The sequence below is a fragment of the Acinetobacter parvus DSM 16617 = CIP 108168 genome (assembly GCF_000368025.1).
Lineage (GTDB): Bacteria > Pseudomonadota > Gammaproteobacteria > Pseudomonadales > Moraxellaceae > Acinetobacter > Acinetobacter parvus.
The window spans coordinates 37,553-59,001 of record NZ_KB849211.1 but is presented as its reverse complement, the minus strand read 5'-3'; the positions used below and the strand labels follow the sequence as shown (position 1 = coordinate 59,001).

At 40.4% G+C, this 21,449-nt stretch carries 17 protein-coding genes and 2 pseudogenes; 12 read left to right on the top strand and 7 right to left on the bottom strand.

All coding sequences use genetic code 11. The features are described 5' to 3' along the window. The first annotated feature begins 44 nt into the window (after nt 1-44). The 9 genes and pseudogenes from F988_RS02370 (at nt 45) to F988_RS02335 (ending at nt 12,331) form a co-directional block, all read left to right on the top strand. Nucleotides 45-4,547, top strand: coding sequence for a translocation/assembly module TamB domain-containing protein (locus tag F988_RS02370; protein WP_004680852.1), 4,503 nt, complete (start codon nt 45-47; stop codon nt 4,545-4,547). 136 nt (nt 4,548-4,683) lie between these two features. Beyond that, nucleotides 4,684-5,205 (top strand): DUF4124 domain-containing protein, encoded by a 522-nt coding sequence (locus F988_RS02365; protein WP_004680851.1) that lies wholly within the window; start codon nt 4,684-4,686, stop codon nt 5,203-5,205. A 99-nt stretch (nt 5,206-5,304) separates the two neighbouring features. Continuing rightward, a complete protein-coding gene (locus F988_RS02360) occupies nt 5,305-5,667 on the top strand; it encodes a hypothetical protein (protein ID WP_004680850.1) in 363 nt (120 codons plus the stop codon). A 258-nt stretch (nt 5,668-5,925) separates the two neighbouring features. After that, nucleotides 5,926-8,565 carry a bifunctional aconitate hydratase 2/2-methylisocitrate dehydratase gene (locus tag F988_RS02355; protein WP_004677664.1) on the top strand — a complete coding sequence of 880 codons (2,640 nt, stop codon included), beginning with the start codon at nt 5,926-5,928 and terminating at the stop codon, nt 8,563-8,565. 59 nt (nt 8,566-8,624) lie between these two features. Next, on the top strand, nt 8,625-9,905 hold the full coding sequence (locus F988_RS02350; RefSeq protein WP_004680849.1) for a PDDEXK-like family protein: 1,281 nt from the start codon (nt 8,625-8,627) through the stop codon (nt 9,903-9,905). Then, nucleotides 9,902-10,246 (top strand): hypothetical protein, encoded by a 345-nt coding sequence (locus F988_RS02345; RefSeq protein WP_004680848.1) that lies wholly within the window; start codon nt 9,902-9,904, stop codon nt 10,244-10,246. The genes F988_RS02350 and F988_RS02345 overlap by 4 nt, the downstream gene beginning before the upstream one ends. Before the next feature lie 196 nt (nt 10,247-10,442). Then, the gene (locus F988_RS02340) at nt 10,443-11,426 is read left to right on the top strand and encodes an ion transporter (protein WP_004680847.1); all 984 of its coding nucleotides are present in this window, start codon (nt 10,443-10,445) and stop codon (nt 11,424-11,426) included. A 45-nt stretch (nt 11,427-11,471) separates the two neighbouring features. Further along, nucleotides 11,472-11,576 (top strand): annotated as a pseudogene (locus F988_RS14260) (DUF2238 domain-containing protein); the annotation flags it as partial. Nucleotides 11,577-11,767: 191 nt separating this feature from the next. After that, nucleotides 11,768-12,331: an FxsA family protein gene (locus F988_RS02335; protein ID WP_004680846.1), complete on the top strand. Its 564-nt coding sequence runs from the start codon at nt 11,768-11,770 to the stop codon at nt 12,329-12,331. A gap of 46 nt (nt 12,332-12,377) precedes the next feature. On the opposite strand, the gene F988_RS02330 is transcribed toward F988_RS02335, so the two are convergent. Both F988_RS02330 and metK read right to left on the bottom strand, forming a co-directional pair. Then, a complete protein-coding gene (locus F988_RS02330) occupies nt 12,378-12,560 on the bottom strand; it encodes a hypothetical protein (RefSeq protein WP_004677645.1) in 183 nt (60 codons plus the stop codon). Nucleotides 12,561-12,708: 148 nt separating this feature from the next. Then, entirely contained in the window at nt 12,709-13,875 is a 1,167-nt protein-coding gene (gene metK / locus F988_RS02325) for a methionine adenosyltransferase (RefSeq protein WP_004677643.1), read from the bottom strand. A 385-nt stretch (nt 13,876-14,260) separates the two neighbouring features. Here metK and tkt point away from each other — a divergent pair, with 385 nt between their 5' ends. Beyond that, nucleotides 14,261-16,249, top strand: coding sequence for a transketolase (gene tkt, locus F988_RS02320; protein WP_004680845.1), 1,989 nt, complete (start codon nt 14,261-14,263; stop codon nt 16,247-16,249). Between the two features lie 55 nt (nt 16,250-16,304). Here tkt and F988_RS02315 read toward each other — a convergent pair whose 3' ends face one another. Continuing rightward, nucleotides 16,305-16,712, bottom strand: a complete 408-nt coding sequence (locus tag F988_RS02315; protein ID WP_004680844.1) for an OsmC family protein — start codon at nt 16,710-16,712, stop codon at nt 16,305-16,307. 227 nt (nt 16,713-16,939) lie between these two features. Between F988_RS02315 and F988_RS02310 the strand changes: the two genes are divergently transcribed. Next, complete coding sequence (locus F988_RS02310) at nt 16,940-17,518, top strand: YceI family protein (RefSeq protein WP_004680843.1); 579 nt, start codon at nt 16,940-16,942, stop codon at nt 17,516-17,518. A 109-nt stretch (nt 17,519-17,627) separates the two neighbouring features. On the opposite strand, the pseudogene F988_RS02305 reads toward F988_RS02310, so the two are convergent. Together F988_RS02305 and F988_RS02300 are read right to left on the bottom strand one after the other, a co-directional pair. After that, nucleotides 17,628-18,007 (bottom strand): annotated as a pseudogene (locus F988_RS02305) (IS66 family transposase); the annotation flags it as partial. Between the two features lie 422 nt (nt 18,008-18,429). Next, nucleotides 18,430-19,077 (bottom strand): A1S_1983 family putative colistin resistance protein, encoded by a 648-nt coding sequence (locus F988_RS02300; protein WP_004677634.1) that lies wholly within the window; start codon nt 19,075-19,077, stop codon nt 18,430-18,432. 98 nt (nt 19,078-19,175) lie between these two features. Here F988_RS02300 and ispF point away from each other — a divergent pair, with 98 nt between their 5' ends. Beyond that, entirely contained in the window at nt 19,176-19,667 is a 492-nt protein-coding gene (gene ispF, locus F988_RS02295; RefSeq protein WP_004680840.1) for a 2-C-methyl-D-erythritol 2,4-cyclodiphosphate synthase, read from the top strand. Here ispF and F988_RS02290 read toward each other — a convergent pair. Next, complete coding sequence (locus F988_RS02290) at nt 19,655-20,179, bottom strand: protein tyrosine phosphatase family protein (protein ID WP_004680839.1); 525 nt, start codon at nt 20,177-20,179, stop codon at nt 19,655-19,657. The two genes, ispF and F988_RS02290, sit on opposite strands and share 13 nt — an antisense overlap. Before the next feature lie 145 nt (nt 20,180-20,324). Continuing rightward, nucleotides 20,325-21,245: an ornithine carbamoyltransferase gene (argF, locus tag F988_RS02285; RefSeq protein WP_004680838.1), complete on the bottom strand. Its 921-nt coding sequence runs from the start codon at nt 21,243-21,245 to the stop codon at nt 20,325-20,327. Nucleotides 21,246-21,449 lie beyond the last annotated feature (204 nt).

The following is a 21,449-nucleotide window of genomic DNA, read 5'->3' as shown; positions in this document are numbered from 1 at the left end:
ACTTTTTAAAAAACCTTTAAAAGGTCAAACAATTCAGGTTGATTATGACGGAAGCACAACAGCAGTTACCTCCAACAAGACCAAGACGGCAACGGCGCATTCTTCGAAGCATTGCGCTGATTGTGCTGATCATTCTTTTATTGCTGGTCAGCTCGTTAATGGTGATGATGTCTACGGACAAGGGAAGCCTTTTCCTACTGGATCGTGTGCTGCAAAGCCAGAAAGTCATTAAATATGAATATGAGGGTGGCAACCTGCTTTCAGGGATCATCCTGAAAAATGTATTGCTGCAAGTCAAGGCTGTGGATGTGTCGCTGGATCGGGTCGATGTGTCTTTAGGCTGGCGTGCCCTGTTAGACAAGGAACTGCACTTAAGCCATGCCGATGTACGTAACTTAAGGATTGTGAATAAAAAACCGCCATCAGGTAAACCATTTTCCTTTGATGCGATTAAATTGCCTTTTGTATTAAGGGTAGATGAGGCAACTATAGACCATCTTCAAATCAAGACCAGCACCTCGAAGATCGACTTTAGTGATATTTATTTAAAGAATGCCTTATGGTCGGGAACAAAGCTTAAGTTCGAAGACTCCCGCATGGATATGGGTTATCTGGCGCTCCAGCATGCAACAGGTGAAATGGATTTTATCGGTAAATACCCATTGAATCTCAAAACTGACCTGATAATTCCCTCATTAAAAAGTCTGGATATCCAGATTATCAAGGTTGTCGCCAGAGGAACACTTGATACCTTAAAGGCAGGAGTTGCAACCCGTACCCCTGATCTACTCACAGGTTGGGTTGTGGTTCATCCTGTACGTGACCGTGTACCAATGAACGGCGAATTGTTCTTTAAAAATTATCATTTACCCTTGCTAAAAGAACAGAAATTATTTGCAAAAGATGGCGTGGCGCGGTTTAACGGTGACATTCAAAAGTTACTTCTGACACTGGATACCGACCTGAAAGGTGAACAGATTCCTGAGGGGAAATATAATGCCCTGATGGATACTGACTTGAAAAACCAGCTCAATATCAATGATTTTAATGGTCAGTTGATGGGTGGTAGGGTTGGTCTTAAGGGTGTGGTGAATTGGCATAATCATGTGTCATGGGATGTTAAGGGGCGTTTGGAAAAATTAAACCCGAAAGATAAAACTTTGCCGCAAGTGGCTCAGGATTTCTTGCCGCCCAATCTGGACGCAAACCTAAGTTCATCAGGTTCAATGGAAAAAGGGCTGTCCTTAAAAGCCAATCTTGATTTCGATAAATACGAAAGCTGGGCCATCAAGCTCAATCAGGCTGAGGCAAAAGATCACAAAGCTCAACCAATGATGTTAAATATTGCATGGCAAGGAATTGATCGGGCTGTGCCTTATATTGGCTGGTTGAGTAGTGCCGAAGGGTATACTGATGTTACGCTGAAAGAGGGACAACAGGATATCTATGTGTCAACCAAGGTGCGTCCGCATGAGAAAACACTGTTACCAACAGGACAGTATAATGCACGCTTTGATGTAAAAGGTGATCTTTTAGATGTGGAACGTTTCCATTATCAGGCTGAAAAAGGCAGCCTAACAGGTCAGGCCAAGGTGAAACTGCCAAATGAAAAGCAGCAGCTTGCATGGCAGGCACAGCTACAGGCACAAAATTTTAATCCGCAGACAGTGGTTGCAACAGCACCTGTTAATCTACTTAACGGTCAGATTAAAGCGACTGGTTTTGCCAAACCCAACCAGCAGATCATTCAATTTGACCAGATTGATCTCAAGGGACAACTGGCCCAGGCAGGTAAAACTGAAACGGTTGCCTTAAAAGGAAAAAGTACAGCGGCTCTTATCTTCCATGATCAAAAAGCGGGTGGCGGCTTTAAAAGTTTTGCCGTGAATTATGATGGCTCACTCAATGCCTTAAATCAGGGCAATGGCTTATTAAAAATCAATATTGCGGGTACACCTGAATACATTAAGATCAATCAGCTAAAACATGATGGTGTAGCGGGTAAAGTCTATGCCACTGGCGCAGTCAATCTTAAAGATAAATTGGGTTGGGATCTGGATGCCTCACTGGTACGTTTTAAACCCCAATATTTCGTTTCCAGTGTTAAGGGTGAAGTGTCTGGTCACGTAAAAACACAGGGTGTCTGGTCTGAACAGCTAAAACGTATTGATATCCGTCAACTGAATGCCGCTGGTTTTATTAATAATAAGCCAATCAGGGGACGCGGCAACCTGACGCTCTTGCTGGATTCCAACCAGAAAGGCTTTTTGCCACAACAGTTTGAAGCCAATGATTTATATTTTTCCTATGCACAAAATCAGTTACAGGCAACGGGTAATGCCCAAAGCCTGAAAATCAAGCTCAATGCACCTGCACTCTATGAACTATATCCAGGTCTGAAAGGCCGTGCCTATGGCAGCCTGAATGTGCAGTCCCAGCCACGCTTAAAGGCAATCGCAAATATTGCCGTGGATAATTTTGCATTCAAGGATGTGGCAAGTGTTAGATCGTTGCGTATTCAGGGTGAATTGCCAACATCAGAAACCACCCCAACGTTATTGGCTGCAAAAATTGACCATTTACGCAGTGGCAATCGTGAAATCGAGAATGCTACGGTCAATCTGGCTGGAACACGTAAGGCGCATGTATTAAAAGTTGAAAGCAAAAATCGACAATCAAATTTCTATCTACAGCTTGCAGGCGGCTTTAACTCAAACAATGAATGGCTGGGGCAACTGCAAAAAGGAAACTTTGCTTCGCCACGTATCAATCTTGTGCAAAATCAAAATGCGGCGATTGTGTATTCAACCCGATTATCCGAACTGTATGTTGGGCAGCATTGCTGGCAGAGTGCACACAGCCAGTTATGTCTGGATCAGCCTGCACGTATTAGTCAGGCCAAGGGTAATGTCTCTGTCATTACCAAAAATATCGACTTAAATGACTTTACTGCTTTTATGCCAGAAGGATTGGCGGTTACGGGTCAATTGAATGGTTATGCCAAGGCCTCATGGGTTCAGGGTAACCGTCCAAAAATTGATGCCAGCCTGGTGACACGCAAGGGTGAGATTGGCTTGGCGGCAGATGATCCACAAGAACCAGCCACCACCATGACTTATGATGAGTTGAGCCTGATTGCAAAGAGTGTCAGTGATGGGTTGTTGTTCCGTATCGACATGAAAACCCCAGATATTGGAACGGGTTATGCGAATGTGATTGTCAATCCTTTTCAGGATAATATGCCAATGCGTGGCGAAGTAGCTTTTGATGATGTTCAGTTAAAAGTTTTTAAACCATTTATCAAGGATGTCCGTTCAATGGCGGGCACGCTTGCACTTGCTGGTAAAGTGAATGGGACTTTAACTCAACCTCAATTCACAGGTGAAATGCGTCTGAAAAATGGTGCCATCAGCATGATTTCATTGCCTGTCAATCTCACCAATATCCAGTTGTATTCCTCAATCCGTCAGGATTCAGCCAGTATTGATGGTGCGTTTAACAGTGGGCAAGGTGTGGGTCGCTTAAAGGGTAGCTTTGACTGGAAAGAAGAACCACATCTGGCATTGACCTTAAAAGGTGACAACCTGTTGATTCGTCAGGCACCAATGATCACTGCAATTGTCCAGCCTGATTTAAGCCTTGATGTTTATCCATTTGATCAGCGCTTAAGCTTGAAAGGGTCAATTGATGTCCCTCGCGCGCGCATTTCAATGCCAGAAACCACCGCAACCGTGATTAACGTTTCGCCTGATGTCCGTGTTGTGCAGCAAGGACAGGACTTGTTGGCAACCTTAAAGTCAGCAAAACCGTGGGACATTCGTGCTGATATGACCCTGACGTTAGGCAATCAGGTTGTTTTCCAGGGCTTTGGAAGTAATATTCCACTCGTTGGACGTTTGCATCTATCCCAGCGTGGTCTCGAAACCGCAATGCGTGCCAATGGTGCGATTGGGGTGAGCCAGGAAGTGAAAATTGAGGCCTATGGTCAAAGTCTGGACTTGAACCGAGCCATTGCCCGTTTTAATGGGCCATTGGCCAACCCAACACTGGATATTGATGCCAATAAACCTGTGCAAGGCAGTATGGTTGGGGTACGGGTAACAGGTACGGCAACTGTGCCGAATGTTCAGGTTTATAATGATGCTGGCTTGTCAGAACAAGAGGCCCTCAATGCCTTGCTTACGGGACGTATCAATGAGGGTGGCAGTGGTTTAAGCAATACTGAAGGCTTTAAGTCAGACGTGAACAATACCATTGCAGCCGCTGGTATCAGTATGGGTCTGGGGGGTACACGGGCTTTAACCAACCAGATTGGTCGAACCTTTGGTCTGAGTGGTCTGGCATTGGACGCACAGGGTACAGGAGATGATACTCAAGTCAGCCTGACAGGGTATATCACACCAGATTTATTTATCCGCTATGGCATAGGTGTGTTTACTCCTGTGAATAAACTCACCTTACGTTATCAAATGAACCGCCGTTTATATCTGGAAGCGAGTCAGTCTTTGGAACGCGCGATAGATATTTTCTATAACTGGCGTTTTTAGTATGTAAAAATAAAAACCTGTTTTACAATGATAAAACAGGTTTTTTTAATGACATTTATTTTAAATAAGGAAATATGCTAAAATTAAAATAAGTTATTGAAAATAAAATATTTATGATATTTTTGGGAGGAAAGGGATGAAATCTGTCACTTTTAGTCAGATTTTGGCAATCATCAGCCTTGGGGTGATTGGCTGTACATTTCAAACAAATGCTAAAGAATACTATAAGTGGGTGGACGCACGTGGTGTAACAACATATTCAGCAACACCACCTCCAACTCAGAAACAGGAACCTCAACTCGACCCTGCAAAGAGAAATCCCAACACCGCTACAACCCAGACCGTAACTCATCCAACAACACCTCCGCCAGTAGCAAACAAAGAAGCAAAAACAACTGTAGCGGCGACCAGTGCAAATGCGGTTAAGACCACCACCGCTTCTGCAACAAATTCAGCTAAGCCAGCTGCTGGTGCGACCACTGCCAGTCCATCTACAGCGGCTGCTGTAGCAGCCCTGATCGCTGTAAAAAACTGTAATGGTGTCAGATGCTGGGATTCAAAAGGTAGGCATTATAATCTGGTTGCAGGTAATACCTATCTTTCTGCAACAGGCAGTAAATGCCAAAAGAATGGCAATAATATGCAGTGCAGCAAATGATTTGTATGTTTCTATTGCAGACAGGATGGTTTTAAATACTTCCTTTTGCAAAATGAATCAGTTTCAGTATGATGTGTGGATCAAATTAGTCGCAGTATGATGATGAATAAAGTTTTGTTGATTGCAATAGGTTTGGTTTTGGTCGGTTGTAGCAAAAAAGAGCCACTTACACCTGAACAAAAATGGCATGGCTATTGTGTAAGTGTGGGAAATGCCGCGCGTTCGATTACGCTGGATCGTCAAAATGGAATTGAGCAAAAACAGGCAACAGAGCATGCGGGTAAAATTGAGGATGAAACCACGCGTAAGTTTATTTTCGGTATCATTGAAAAAGTCTACGCAATCCCAGCCGAAGAACTTAAGGCTGAACCAGATGCATTACGTGAAAAACTGAAGCAACAATTTACTGAACAATGTTTGGCAACTCCACATGAAAAGCTGCCGAACTATAAACTATTTTAATGTATTAACCGAAAAGACAACACCCTTGTCTTTTTTTGTGGAACTAAATGATCGTTTTGCTGGACTTTGGCTTTATACCAAAGCGGTATTTCAAACCGATGGGCATTTCGCTATAAAATAATGGTCATCACGTAGAAATACAGTTGTTGCATTAACTTTTAACTCGAAGTCTAGTAAAATTTTGCTGTCCATATTGCTTGTAAAGCTTACAGAAAGCTGGAACTTACAGGTAATTTTTTAAAAAAGAGGAATAACACCGTGCTAGAAGCTTACCGCCAACACGTTGCAGAACGTGCCGCACTCGGAGTCCCACCGAAGCCACTTGATGATGCTCAAACTGCTGAACTTGTCGCATTATTAAAAAATCCACCAGCAGGTGAAGAAGCATTTTTAGTAGATTTGCTTGAAAATCGTGTTCCAGCAGGTGTTGACCAAGCTGCGTATGTTAAAGCTGCTTTCTTGGCTGCTCTAGCAAAAGGCGAAGCAACTTCTCCACTTGTAACTAAAGAGCGTGCAGTTTACTTACTAGGTACGATGCTTGGTGGTTATAACGTTGCTCCTTTAGTTGAGCTTCTTGACAATGCTGAGCTTGCTGAATTAGCTGCAGAAGCATTGAAGAAAACTCTTCTGGTATTTGATGCATTCCATGACGTAGCAGACAAAGCAAAAGCAGGCAATGCTGCGGCTAAAGCTGTTTTACAATCTTGGGCTGAAGCAGAATGGTTCACGAGCCGTGCTGACGTTCCAGAAGAAATCAAAATCACTGTGTTTAAAGTAACAGGTGAGACCAATACTGATGACTTGTCTCCAGCTCAAGACGCTTGGAGCCGTCCAGATATCCCATTACACGCAAATGCAATGTTGAAAAACGAGCGTGACGGTATCAACCCTGAAAAACCAGGTGAAGTTGGTCCATTAAGCCAAATCAAAGAATTGATCGCGAAAGGCAATCAAGTTGCTTACGTGGGTGACGTTGTTGGTACGGGTTCAAGCCGTAAATCTGCAACTAACTCTGTACTTTGGTTCTTCGGTAACGAACTTCCACACATTCCAAATAAAAAAGATGGTGGTGTGTGCTTAGGTTCTAAGATCGCTCCAATTTTCTTCAATACAATGGAAGATGCAGGTGCATTACCTGTTGAAATCGACGTTGCTAACATGAACATGGGCGACGAAGTTGTATTGAAAATTGATCATGCTGCTGCAAAAGTTACTGCATTCAAAGACGGTGCACAAATTGCAGAAGCTGAGCTTAAAACGCCTGTACTATTAGACGAAGTACGTGCTGGTGGTCGTATTAACTTGATCATTGGCCGTGGTTTAACTGCCAAAGCGCGTGAAGAATTAGGTCTTGAGCCTTCTACTTTATTCCGTACTCCAGTACAACCTGCTGACACTGGTAAAGGCTTTACACAAGCTCAGAAGATGGTAGGTCGCGCATGTGGTCTTCCTGAAGGTCAAGGTGTTCGTCCAGGTACTTACTGCGAACCTAAGATGACGACTGTTGGTTCTCAAGATACAACTGGTCCTATGACGCGTGACGAGTTAAAAGACTTGGCGTGCTTGGGCTTCTCAGCTGACTTGGTAATGCAGTCTTTCTGTCACACTGCTGCGTATCCAAAACCAGTTGACGTAACAACTCACCATACATTACCAGACTTCATCATGAACCGTGGCGGTGTATCTTTACGTCCAGGTGATGGTATTATCCACTCTTGGTTAAACCGTATGTTACTTCCAGATACAGTTGGTACTGGTGGTGACTCACATACTCGTTTCCCAATCGGTATTTCATTCCCAGCGGGTTCTGGTCTGGTTGCGTTCGCAGCTGCAACTGGTGTTATGCCACTTGACATGCCTGAGTCTGTACTTGTTAAGTTCAAAGGTAAAATGCAGCCTGGTATTACTTTACGTGACCTTGTACATGCGATTCCTTACTATGCGATCAAAGCTGGTGACTTAACTGTAGAGAAGAAAGGTAAGAAAAACATCTTCTCTGGTCGTATCTTGGAAATCGACTTATCAGAAATGGAAAATGACTTGACTGTTGAGCAAGCATTTGAACTTTCTGACGCATCTGCTGAGCGTTCTGCTGCTGGCTGTTCAATCACGCTTTCTGAAGAGAAAGTTGCTGAATACCTACGTTCTAACATCACTATGTTGAAGTGGATGATCGCAGAAGGTTATGGCGATGCTCGTACAATAGCGCGCCGTGCTGAAAACATGCAGAAGTGGTTAGATAACCCAAGCCTGTTAAAAGCTGATGCTGATGCAGAATACTTAAAAGTTTACGAAATCGATCTTGCTGACATCAAAGAACCAATTCTTTGCTGCCCGAACGATCCAGATGACGCTAAACTTCTTTCTGACGTTCAAGGCGACAAAATTGATGAAGTATTCATCGGTTCTTGTATGACAAACATCGGTCACTTCCGTGCTGCAGGTAAATTGCTTGAGCAAGTACCAGGTGGTTCTTTATCAACTCGTCTTTGGATTGCGCCACCAACGCGTATGGATGAGCATCAGTTGATGGAAGAAGGCTTCTATAACATCTATGGTAAATCAGGCGCACGTACTGAAATGCCAGGCTGTTCACTCTGTATGGGTAACCAAGCACGCGTAGCACCGAACACGACTTGTGTATCGACTTCTACGCGTAACTTCCCGAACCGTTTAGGTCAAGGTGCAAACGTTTACTTGGCTTCTGCTGAGCTTGCGTCTGTAGCTGCGGTTCTTGGTAAATTACCAAGCCCAGAAGAATATCAACAGTACGCGTCACAAATTGACAGCGCTGCTGCTGACATCTACAAATACTTGAACTTCGATAAGATGAGCGAATATACAAAAGAAGCTGATCAAGTTGATACCAAGAAAATTCAGGCTGCTCAATTGACTTAATTTGTTGATTTAGCTATAAATAAGGGCTGAGTAATCAGTCCTTATTTTTTGGATATATTGTGGATATAAAAAATCAATTATTAAGTTTGATCGATCATGTTGTAAAGACTAATGAAGAAAACATTGTAAAAAATAAATCTAAGGGTGAGTATTTTAATCTTATTAAAATAATGGGAATGGCAACAAGTGAAGTACATACACATACTCCAATTATTGCTGACTTACTCAATCCTAAAGGGAGTCATGGACAGGGAAGTATCTTTCTTAAAATATTTGTCGAATATTTCTCACTGAATTTTGATATAAATACAAAAGTAATTGTAGAAAGGGAAAAACGAGAAGGAAAAGATCAAATTGATATTTTAATAAGAAATGATCATCAAATAATGATTATTGAAAATAAGATTTATGCCTCAGATCAGAGTAAACAATTAAATCGTTATTATTCATATTGTATAGCAAAGAATAAACAGCCAATATTGATTTATTTATCTCTATTGGATGCTCAACCAAGTAAAAAATCTTTAGGTCATATCCTCAGAAATGAGGAGGATGGTTGTTACTATTTGAATGGTGATATTACACAACCAGTTGATCTTTCAATATTGAATTATCAAAATGACTTGCTGGGTTGGTTAAGTGAGATAGAGCAATATTTAAATGATCAGACGAATATCTTGGCTGCTATACAGCAATATAAAAATTTAGTTCTACAAATGACAGGAAATATTATGTCGAATAAAAGTGCGATCAAGGAATTATTACTTTCTGTTGATTCGAAACAGTTTAAAGCTATTTCAGATATTAATCATATATTTCAGAGTCAAGAATTTCGTGGCGAATTATTAGAGAGATTTTTTAGTGAAATTGATACAAGTTTCAATCACTATCAAGGATATTCAATTTCACTCGATAGTAAATATAATAATGTTCGGCATGATTTGTCAAAATGTAAAAGATGGTTCAAAAATTTACAAAAATCAAAGCGAATGAGTCGAGATTTTATAGGGTGTATTTTTGAGCATGAAGCAGTACCTTTATTAAAGTTTATGATTATTGTGGTCACAGAAGGATTGCATTATGGTGTGGTTTGTGAAGATAGTAATATCAATTTAAAAGATGTTATTGATGATTCTTTATGGTTATCTCAGAGCAATAAAAATAAACTAGAGATGTCTTGGATGAGTAAATTGGTATGCAATATCCGTAATTTTGATTCAATAACTCTTGATTTATTAGTTACTCAAGATAATGAAATATTTGATCGTTGGATTGGTGAAGTGATTGCCAATTTTAATTCTGTTATTGAAGAATTTAAACAATTAGATGAAGCTAAATGATGAAAATAGGTATATTCTGGTATGACAAAAACCAAGTCATTGGGATTGCCCATAACTTTGTTTTGTCTGATGTAGATTCATTAGGCCTGATTGATAGTTCTTATACTCATGTTGGGTATTGGGAAATATTAAGATACCAATTTGACCATTTAAAATATCTAGAATATGAGGAAATACCAAGAGGTCGAGTGATCTTTAATATTAAAATGAATCAAACCATTGTTTATATGGATGCAAAACTGTTCAAGAAACCAATTGCTCAAAAAGTTGCAAGTTTTTTTGATTTAGACTTTGAACAAGTAAAATGGAAAAAAGATCCACATTATTATACAATCAAATAGCAAATATAGACTGATAAGAAATATATTCCGTACTCTTGTCAATCACAATATAAAGATTTCAATGAAACTTACGACGAAGCCAGTTTTCAAAAATCCATTAAGAGTGGTCTAGACTAAACCAAAGATAGAAATGACTTATCAAACGCTCAGGCAACATGATACATTTTAACCTGATTTATATAACGATAAATATGGTATGGCTCAATTTTCATGGCAACAGCTAAGACAGTTTGTTTATAACAATCTGCATGATGATGACTATAAAAGTAAGGTGAGTACCTGTGTCAACTACTTACTGATTTCCCTAATCATTGCCAATGTTGCAGCGGTGCTACTGGAGTCAGTTGATGACTTGTATAAGCTATATCAGCCTTATTTCAATATTTTTGAAAATCTCTCAATCCTTATTTTTAGCGGTGAATATTTATTAAGGCTATGGAGCATCATTGAAAAAAATCCACAGGAATCAGCATGGAAGCAGCGGTTTCGCTGGATGAAAAGTGGCGAGGCGATTATTGACCTCATGGCGATTTTACCTGCGTACTTAAATTTCTTTGTTCATCTTGATTTGCGTTTCCTACGGGTTTTACGACTATTCCGATTACTCAAACTAACCCGTTATTTTGTTTCATTACAGATACTTTTACGTGTCATCCAGCGAGAAAAAGGTTCATTTCAGGCGGTTATTTTCATCTTGGTCATTATGATTGTGATGACGGCATCCGCAATTTACGTGGTGGAAAATAAAGCCCAGCCTGAAGCATTTAGCTCAATCCCAAAAGCAATGTGGTGGGCGGTTGTTACATTGACAACAGTGGGCTATGGTGATGTAACGCCTGTAACCAATTTAGGGCGTATCCTGGGTGCATTCATTACAATTCTGGGTGTCGGTATTGCAGCTTTGCCCGCAGGTATTTTAGCTTCAGGCCTTGCCAATGAATTAAACCAGCGTAATCAAAGACTGGAACAGGAGTTTCGTGAAGCCTTGCAAGCCAAAGGGCTGGACTTGTTGCATGACCAAGTTGAAATTGAACGAATTCGGAAAAAAGTGGGTTTACCAAAAGAGCAGACCCATGAAATTATCATCCAACTGGTCAGGGAGAAGTTACTTGAGAGTCAGGAACAGGAGAAAAAGAAATATCATTACTGTCCGCATTGTGGTGAAAAATTATCCGAATAAACCGCAAGTTTAATGAAAAACAGCGTTAGAGATCAATCTTAAGAATCGCTCTTGTATAGCCTAATTTTTTTGCATGCAATTGTATTAATCGTTGGTGGAGCATATACCTATGCACGTGTACCTTTAGGTTTTGAGATTGCTCAATGGTGGTTGATCTTTAGAGAAAGCCTAAGCTCTCAATTAGTGATGATTTAATTGGGAGCTTTTTTATGCAGCTCACACTAACAGCACTTGATAAATTGAAAAAAGTACCCATCAACTTATTTATTGAATTCATTTTATGTATTGTGTCAGCCTAATTGACCAGTTTTTTGCACAAGTTTTTAATTTTGAGATTTGACATGACTCTACTTCTTATCGTGGTATTTGGCACAATTGCTGAAGTTTTAGTATGGATTGGCGTGGGCGACCTCGTTGGAAGTATGTGGTATGTCTTTTTCTGGTTCATCATTGCATTTTTCATTGGTCTGAACCTTGTTCGCTCAAGCACCTCCAACATTATGCCGCAATTACAGCAAATGCAGATGACTGGACAGCTTGGGAGTGATCCAGCAGTAACCAAGAAGCTGGCAATTGCGATGTCTGGTTTTCTGCTAATGTTACCAGGTTTGATTTCCGATGTACTGGCTGTATTGGTACTTATCCCAGCCGTTCAAACTGCTTTCCGCAACGCGCTCATGAAAACGATGGCCAAGCGTCAACAAGCCCTGATGGACCAAATGATGGGTGGAATGGGTAGCGGTGCGGCTGGTGGACAGAATCCATTTGCTGATCTTATGCGTCAAATGCAGGAGATGCAAAATCAGCAAGGTGGCGAGCAATATCGTGATTCAACTGTGATTGACGGGGAAGCGCGTGAAGTGAAACCTGAGCAAAAGAAAATTGAATTTAAAGATGTGAATTAATTAGCGTTGATTTTAATAAAGGCACACTTTCAAACAGTGTGCTTTTTTATGCCTCATTTTTAGATGGGCTGTCCTTTTTTTGCTCTGGCTGGGTATGTTGGTCTGTTTCTTTTAAACCAGCACGATATTGGTTTGGAACCAGTGTCGTTAATTCATTTTCAGATTGTTTGTATTTACGAGTGCGGTTTGCACGTTCGCGAAATCCACCCTTGTTGATCAATTGAGTCATAACCATGTATCCGAAATGATTGAAATTGTATTTTAGCAAATGCTGTGCAAGATCAAAATAATATAGTTCCCAATGTAAATTTTAGGACATAGGTGAGGAGAGCATAAAAAAGCTCGCGATGAGCGAGCTTTTAAAATGAGGTAAGACGTTACAGTCCACTTGCATCTTTTAACACATCAACCTTATCGGTTTTTTCCCATGTAAATGCAGTGTCTGAACCCTCACGACCAAAGTGGCCATACGCAGCAGTTTGCTTATACATCGGTTGGATCAGGTTCAACATGCGGGTGATACCGTATGGACGTAAATCAAAGTGTTCACGAACCAATTGAATAATCAACTCATCTGAAACTTTGCCTGTATTGAATGTATTGATTGAAATGGAGGTTGGCTCTGCAACACCGATTGCATAACTCACCTGAATTTCACATTTGTCAGCAAGACCTGCAGCAACAATATTTTTCGCAACATAACGACCTGCATAGGCTGCAGAACGGTCAACTTTTGATGGATCTTTACCAGAGAAAGCACCACCACCATGACGAGCCATACCGCCATAAGTATCGACAATAATCTTACGACCAGTTAAACCACAGTCACCTACAGGACCGCCAATCACAAACATACCTGTTGGATTGATATGGAATTTTGTACCTGCATGGAACATTTCAGCAGGAATAATCGGTTTTACGATTTCTTCAATCACAGCTTCTTTTAAGTTAGCTTGACTAATTTCAGGATCGTGCTGAGTTGATAATACAACTGCATCTAAACGAACTGGCATACCATTTTCATAAGCAAAGGTAACTTGGCTTTTTGCATCTGGACGTAACCAAGGTAAAGCACCTGAACGGCGTAATTCTGCTTGACGCTCCATTAAACGGTGCGCATAAGAAATTGGGGCAGGCATGAGTACATCTGTCTCACGGCTTGCATAACCGAACATTAAGCCTTGGTCGCCAGCACCTTGATCTTCAGGTTTTTGACGGTCAACACCTTGAGCAATCTCTGGAGATTGTTTACCAATCATATTGATCACGGCACAAGTTGATCCGTCGAAACCTAAATCAGAGTGATGATAGCCAATACCATTTACGGTTTGACGCACAATTGCTTCAAAGTCGACATTTGCTGTCGTTGTAATTTCACCAGCAAGAACAACCGCACCTGTTTTTACTAATGTTTCACAAGCGACACGCGCATACGGGTCTTCTTTTAGGATTGCATCTAAAATAGCATCACTAATTTGGTCAGCCATTTTGTCTGGATGACCTTCGCTTACAGATTCTGAAGTAAAAACAGCATACTCGCGCATGAACGTCCTATCATGGTTATTTTCAAAAAGACAGAGTATGTTACATCGACTTGGCGGATAGGACTAGCATAAGCTGACTAAAATGCATGAATTTATTTCATTTTCATTGTGTTTTTATTGATATGCGTATCAGTAAAACTAATATTAATGCTTTAATTAATAAAGTTTTCCTGAATTGTAAATTTTCATATTGGAATGAATGTATTTTAGTGGTTGTTTAGATGGTGAGCATTTATATAAAGAATTGTATTTGAATGATCAAAATATAAGAAATATCGTGTATTGCACTTTACCCCATCTTGTTTTTTTAAGACAATAGTCGCAGTTTTTGAAAGATGATTTCTCATCTTCTCTACATCTTATTGATTTAATCGGATTCTGACTTATGACAACCCCTTTAAATGAACGCCGTATTGCAAATGCAATTCGTGTCTTGGCTATGGATGCTGTGCAACAAGCAAACTCAGGGCATCCTGGTGCTCCAATGGGGATGGCAGATATCGCTGACGTAGTTTGGCGCGAATTTTTAAATCATAACCCAAGTAACCCTCAATGGGTGAACCGTGACCGCTTTGTATTGTCTAATGGTCACGGCTCAATGTTGCAATATGCATTATTGCATTTGACGGGTTATGAATTATCTATTGAAGATTTAAAACAATTCCGTCAATTACACTCTAAAACTCCAGGTCATCCAGAATTGGGTTATGCACCTGGTATTGAAACCACAACAGGTCCATTGGGTCAAGGTATTGCCAATGCTGTTGGTTTTGCTTTAGCTGAAAGAACTTTAGCTGCACAATTTAACAAAGATGGTTTAAACGTTGTTGATCACTTCACTTACTGTTTCTTGGGTGATGGCTGCTTGATGGAAGGTATTTCTCACGAAGTATGTTCACTTGCAGGTACTTTAGGTCTAGGTAAGCTGATTGCGTACTATGACGATAACGGGATTTCAATTGATGGTGAAGTAGAGGGTTGGTTTAGTGATGACACTGAGCAACGTTTCAACGCTTATGGTTGGCAAGTACTTCGTGTAGATGGTCATGATGCTGATGCGATTCGTCAAGCAACTGTTGAAGCGAAAGCTGAAAGCAATAAGCCAACCATCATCATCTGTAAAACGATTATTGGTCTGGGTTCACCAAACAAACAAGGTAAAGAAGATTGCCACGGTGCGCCGTTGGGTAAAGACGAAATTGCTTTAACACGTGAAGCATTAGGTTGGAAAGAAGACGCATTTGTTATTCCTGAAGATGTTTATGCAGCTTGGGATGCAAAAACCAAAGGTCAAACGTCTGAAGCCGCTTGGAATGAATTATTTGCTCAATATCAAGCAAAATATCCAACTGAAGCGGCTGAATTATTACGCCGTATCAATGGTGATTTACCTGCTGAATTTGCTGCTCAAGCCGATGCATTCATTGCTGAAACCAATGCAAAAGCTGAAACCATTGCAACTCGTAAAGCAAGCCAAAATACTTTACAGGCATTCGGTCCATTACTCCCTGAATTATTAGGTGGTTCTGCTGACTTGGCTGGCTCTAACTTAACACTTTGGAAAGGTTGCCAAGGCGTACAAGAAAATCCAGCGGGTAACTACGTGTATTACGGTGTTCGTGAATTCGGTATGACCGCAATCGCAAATGGTGTAGCTTTACACGGTGGTTTTGTTCCTTACGTTGCAACATTCTTGATGTTTATGGAATATGCACGTAATGCAGTACGTATGTCAGCATTGATGAAGCAACGTGTGATTCATGTTTATACACATGACTCAATTGGTTTAGGTGAAGATGGCCCTACGCATCAACCAATCGAACAAATTGCATCGTTACGTGGTACACCAAACTTAAATACTTGGCGTCCATGTGACACTGTTGAAGCAGCAATTTCTTGGAAATCTGCTCTTCAGCGTAAAGAAGGTCCAACCGCATTAATTTTCTCTCGCCAAAACTTGCCATTCCAAGCACGTAATGAAGCTCAAATTCAAAACGTTGCAAAAGGTGGTTATGTACTTGCTGAAGAAAAAGGCGAATTAAAAGCAATCATCATCGCAACAGGTTCAGAAGTTTCATTGGCAATGGAAGCGTATGCACAACTTGAAGGTGTGCGTGTTGTTTCCATGCCATGTGCTGAAGAGTTTGTGAAACAAGATGCTGCATATCGTGAAGCTGTATTACCTGCACATATCCGTGCGCGTGTAGCGGTTGAAGCGGCTCATGTGGATTACTGGTGGAAGTTTGTTGGTTTAGACGGCAAAGTGATTGGTATGACCACTTACGGCGAATCTGCTCCAGCAAAAGACTTGTTCCAGTTCTTCGGTATTACTACTGAAGCAGTTGTTGCTGCGGTTAAAGAGTTGACTGCTTAATTGAATTAATAGTTAAAAAGCGTCCTGAATAGGGCGCTTTTTTTTGTGAATGAAATTAAATGCTAAGTTCAGTTTGAATCGAAATATTAGACGTTAATAATTTATGAACAGGACAACTTTCCGCAACTTTTAATAAGCGTTTATGCTGTTCTTCAGTAAATTCACCTTTTAGCGTAATCTTGCGCTCAATGTTGTTTTGACCTGCTTCAGGTTCAGCATTGGGATTTAAAGCTAAATCGACCTGAACATGATCAAGCTTAATTCCTTTATGATTCGCATACATCTCTAAAGTAATGGTTGTACATGCACCTAAAGCAGACAAGAGTAACTGAATTGGGTTTGGTGCAGTATCTTGACCACCTTTATCTGCTGGTTCATCTGCATACCAAGTATGACCCGAAGAATCCGTCAACGAAACGCGATAAGGTGTAGATGTACTGAGTGCTTGTGCTGTATGTGTCATGTTTTACCTTTTTGTTTATCTTTAAAAATTTGAATAAAAATATGTCAATTGATGATGTCGTTCTAACGACAATATGTATAGTACCGAATAGTCTTATGATATTCGTTTTACGTAACAACTGTAACGCTTTTATTGTTGCACTGGTGAAACATATCGTTTTATAAAGAATGGTGAATAAAATTATGTGATCTATAAACTAAACAACATATCAAACAAGGATACGAAAAATGCAGTTTAAAACATTAAGCCTCGGTTTAGCAGTTGCCATCGCAAGTTCAGTCGCTTTGGCGGCACCAGTAGACTATAAGATTGACCCAACTCATACAGCGACTGTATTTAGCTGGAACCATTTTGGTTTCTCTACACCAAGCGCGAACTTTACTGATATTCAGGGTGTAATTAAAGTTGATAATGCAAAACCAGCAAATTCTTCTGTTGAGGTCACTATTCCGATCAGTAGTGTAAATACCAATGTGCCTGCCTTGGATAAAGAATTCCAGGAAGAAGCATGGTTTAACGCTGCGAAATATCCAAACATTACTTTTAAAAGTACCAAAGTCGAAACCAAGGATAAAAAGCACTTTAAAATTACGGGTGATTTAACTGTTAAAGGTGTAACAAAGCCTGTGGTTTTAGATGCTGTGCTGAATAAACAAGGCGAGCACCCAATGGCGAAAGTGCCAGCGATTGGTTTTAATGCGACAACATCATTTAACCGTTCTGCATTTGGCATCGGAAATTACGTGCCGAATGTAGGAGATAAGATCACTGTCAATATTACCACTGAAGCAACTGCTGCAAAGTAAAATCAAACAAATTATTAGATTGATAAAAAAAGCTCATGGAACTAGTCCCTGAGCTTTTTTTAATTTTGCTTGTAAATTGTAAGCGCCCGCTGAACCCCATGGCTGTTTTTTAATTTTGGTCGGATTTCCAGCGGTGTGGTAGTAATTCTTCAATCTGGGTCACTTTATGCGTCGGCAGCCTTTTCAGCACATCACTGAGATAGGCATACGGATCCAGCCCATTCAGCTTTGCTGACTGGATTAAAGTCATGATATTTGCCGCTCGCTGACCACTACGCAGCGAACCTGCAAATAGCCAGTTCTTGCACCCAACGCCCAGGGACGCATCTGATTCTCGACCCAATTGTTACAAATCGGTAGATTGCCATCATCCAGATAGCGGCTTAAAGCTGGCTAACGCTTCAAAGTGTAATTGATCGCCTTGGCAATTGGAGAACTCGACGGCACCGTCAGATAATGTTGGTTGAGCCATTCATATAGTTGTTGCATCCAATCTGAGAAGCATTGCTTCGCAAGAGATGCGATGGATGTCTGGTTATTTGTAGTCATAAATTTAAGTCCCCACTTATTTTTAACTGGGGACTAAATTAAGGCTTATAGGACAAATTCATAAGGTGTGTTCAGCGGACGCTTACATTTATGGTGAGTATCATGATAATGTTTCATGACTTTTTCACGTAAATCTACAGAATATATTTTAGGCATGAGTGAAGTCTCAAATAAATCCAAGTGTAGCTTATATTTTGCTAATTGCTATATATTGCTTATTATGAAATTCCTTGCATTTCAAGGAGTTTACTATGCCTCATATTGTTGTCATCGGTGCAGGAATTACAGGCGTTACCTCTGCCTATTAAAGAATAAAAGCCGATGTATAAAAACATCGGCTTTTGAAATTCAATCATTCAAGTTTAGTCATATAAACGGTAGATGCCTGTAAAACGTTCGCAGCCTTTTTGATCTGTTTTGACAATCAGTAAGGCCTTTTGAAAATCAAACTGATATTGGCATTTCTTTTCATTATCAGTGATCTGATTTTTTTGTTCAGGTGTACTGTAGGCAAGCAATGACATTATTTGGGTTTCCAGTCGATTGTTTGGGTTGCGATAAGCAATACCCTCAATTTTAAGCTTGTCTTTATCCAGTTGATGAATCTGTAAATGAATGGGTTGAGCGGCTAATTTTCCCTGTTCATATTTTAGATAATGCTGGGTTAGCGTCTGGTTCATTGAGGTATAAAAATTCAGGTCATCCAAACGCAATTCAAACTGTTGTTGATAGCAGGTTTTAGATTTGCATTGCTGTAACTGTTTTAACCATAATCTCTGGGTATCATGTAATAGCTGTAAGGGGGCATCGGTCACCAAATAAGCAGTTAAAAACTTATTGTTGAGTTTAATTCGCTGTTCATCATATTGCTTGGAACATATCTTTTTAAGGTCAAGTGTACGATCTGAGCAATCGATTGATTTCGCAAATGTAAATGTTGAGCAAAAACAACTCAATGTGATGATATAACCGACGTTCTTTAATTGATTTCTTACCGTATTAAACAGCATAATGACGCATACTTTCAGTCTAATTTGCTCAATGTACTATAGCGAAATAGAAAGCCAGAATACAAGATTTGTTCAGTATATTGTAAAAGGAAAATCATATGGTTGCTCACATTCGTATTGGACAGGGAATGGATGTACATGCTTTTGAAGAAGGCAGCTTTGTTACCTTGGCGGGTATTCAGATTCCCCACACACATGGTTTAAAAGCCCATTCTGATGGAGATGTGGTGCTGCATGCATTGTGTGATGCATTATTGGGCGCATTGGCTTTAGGGGATATAGGGCAGTATTTCCCTGACACTGACCCAGAATATAAGGGTGCAGATAGTCGGGTATTGCTTAAGCATGTATATCAGTTGATTTTAGATCGTGGTTATCATCTCAATAATGCTGACATTACTGTGGCCTGCGAACGGCCAAAACTTGCCAAACATAATCTGGAGATGCGTCAAAGCATCGCAGATGTTATGAATGTGGATGTTACACAAATTAGTATTAAGGCGACCACAACTGAAAAACTAGGTTTTACTGGCCGTCAGGAAGGCATTCTGGCAATGGCAACAGTGCTTGTTTCCCATCAGGCAAAATGATCTGCATTGATCAATGACTGCTGTAATTCCTGTGTTGCTTTACGACCTTGCAGTTGTAAGCTAATGCTGTGAATCAGGCCTGTCCAGGTCTCATTCGGTTCCCAGATTTGATGAAGCAACTCTTGGGCAATAGGTAAATCAATATTCATATAAAACTGCCGATATAAATACATCAAGCAACTGACACGCATATTCTGGGCACAATGTAACCAGACAATTTTATTTTGAACCAGATGGTCAATTAAATCCAAAATAAAAAGACACTGTTCTGAGCAGGGAATATCCCAGTCAATGGGGATATGAATATAGTTTAGCCCCAAACCCAGACAAATTTGATCCTGTTGGGATAAGTGATTTTCAGACTTACTCGTCGCAAGGTTAATGACTGTACTACAACCATATTCTTTAATCTGCTGCAACTGCTCAACTGAGGGTTGGGCAGAGCTAAACAGGTGCTCATGCACCAAAGAAAAACCCGGTATCTGAGATAAAGCTTGTTCGAGTGAAGTCATAAGGTTCGCTATACAATGATTGAAGTTCTCATGATATGAGAAACTTATTTTTAAAATGCTGGCTTTACTATAAGTGTTTTTATTTCAGTGTTCAATTTAGATTGGATAAATAAAAACAGCATCATGAGGATGCTGTTTTTTGTATTTAGTCTTTGTTTAAATTCTCATTGAGCAGGAATTCCATTAATGCCTTTTGAGCATGCAAACGATTTTCCGCTTCATCCCAAACCACTGCATTTTTATGGTCCAGCATGTGTTCAGAAATTTCTTCGCCGCGGTGTGCGGGTAAGCAATGCATAAATAAACAGTCAGAGTGGGCTAAGTCCATCAATTTTTCATTCACTTGGAAATCAGCAAATGCTTTTTCACGAAGCTTTTGTTCTTCTTCTTGCCCCATGCTTGCCCAAACATCTGTTACGATCAGGTCTGCATTAACCGCTGCATCTTCAGCCTTGTTGAACACTTCCACACAGTCAGCAAACTCGGCAAGAAACTCAGGTTTTGGCTCATAACCCTCAGGAGAGGCGATCTTGAGTTTAAAACCCATCAGATGTGCCGCTTCAACATAAGAGTTGCACATATTGTTACCGTCACCAATCCAGGCTACTGTCTTGCCTGCAATACTGCCACGATGTTCCTGATAGGTTTGTAAATCAGCAAGTAACTGGCAAGGGTGGTGATCATCCGTAAGACCGTTAATGACAGGTACTTTAGAATAAGAAGCAAAACGCTCTACGATGTCATGCCCAAAAGTACGGATCATCACAATATCAAGCATGCTTGATATTACGCGGGCAGAATCTTCAATTGGCTCACCGCGACCCAGTTGGGTGTCACGTGGCGAAAGAAAAATCGCATTACCCCCAAACTGGCAGATGCCTGCTTCAAAAGAAATACGGGTACGTGTACTCGACTTTTCAAAAATCATTCCTAAAACTTTACCAACAAAAGGTTGATATACCGTATTGCTGTGCTGCATACGCTTGAGTTCTTGCGCACGATCTAAAATGCGTTGCAGTTCTAATGAGGATAGGTCACGTAAAGTTAGGAAATGCCGAAGCGCCATAGCTACTCCTACAATAATTATTGAATAAAAACAATAATTAATTGTTGTTTGACGAGTGGTGAATAAAAAGGAATTGACTACTATACTACACCACCTAAAAAATGCAAAAGAATTAGAGTTTTTGATGAGCTTTTAAGAATAAATCAACGGAATAATTAATATCTCTGTACACGACAAATTTCACAGAACCCTTATCCTATCAGG

What these genes read in the sequence shown, in the direction of transcription:
- F988_RS02370 (WP_004680852.1), top strand. Translation starts at nt 45, where the DNA reads ATGACGGAAGCACAACAGCAGTTACCTCCAACAAGACCAAGACGGCAA.
- F988_RS02365 (WP_004680851.1), top strand. Translation starts at nt 4,684, where the DNA reads ATGAAATCTGTCACTTTTAGTCAGATTTTGGCAATCATCAGCCTTGGG.
- F988_RS02360 (WP_004680850.1), top strand. Translation starts at nt 5,305, where the DNA reads ATGATGAATAAAGTTTTGTTGATTGCAATAGGTTTGGTTTTGGTCGGT.
- F988_RS02345 (WP_004680848.1), top strand. Translation starts at nt 9,902, where the DNA reads ATGATGAAAATAGGTATATTCTGGTATGACAAAAACCAAGTCATTGGG.
- F988_RS02340 (WP_004680847.1), top strand. Translation starts at nt 10,443, where the DNA reads ATGGCTCAATTTTCATGGCAACAGCTAAGACAGTTTGTTTATAACAAT.
- F988_RS02335 (WP_004680846.1), top strand. Translation starts at nt 11,768, where the DNA reads ATGACTCTACTTCTTATCGTGGTATTTGGCACAATTGCTGAAGTTTTA.
- F988_RS02330 (WP_004677645.1), bottom strand. Translation starts at nt 12,560, where the DNA reads ATGACTCAATTGATCAACAAGGGTGGATTTCGCGAACGTGCAAACCGC.
- metK (WP_004677643.1), bottom strand. Translation starts at nt 13,875, where the DNA reads ATGCGCGAGTATGCTGTTTTTACTTCAGAATCTGTAAGCGAAGGTCAT.
- tkt (WP_004680845.1), top strand. Translation starts at nt 14,261, where the DNA reads ATGACAACCCCTTTAAATGAACGCCGTATTGCAAATGCAATTCGTGTC.
- F988_RS02315 (WP_004680844.1), bottom strand. Translation starts at nt 16,712, where the DNA reads ATGACACATACAGCACAAGCACTCAGTACATCTACACCTTATCGCGTT.
- F988_RS02310 (WP_004680843.1), top strand. Translation starts at nt 16,940, where the DNA reads ATGCAGTTTAAAACATTAAGCCTCGGTTTAGCAGTTGCCATCGCAAGT.
- F988_RS02300 (WP_004677634.1), bottom strand. Translation starts at nt 19,077, where the DNA reads ATGCTGTTTAATACGGTAAGAAATCAATTAAAGAACGTCGGTTATATC.
- ispF (WP_004680840.1), top strand. Translation starts at nt 19,176, where the DNA reads ATGGTTGCTCACATTCGTATTGGACAGGGAATGGATGTACATGCTTTT.
- F988_RS02290 (WP_004680839.1), bottom strand. Translation starts at nt 20,179, where the DNA reads ATGACTTCACTCGAACAAGCTTTATCTCAGATACCGGGTTTTTCTTTG.
- argF (WP_004680838.1), bottom strand. Translation starts at nt 21,245, where the DNA reads ATGGCGCTTCGGCATTTCCTAACTTTACGTGACCTATCCTCATTAGAA.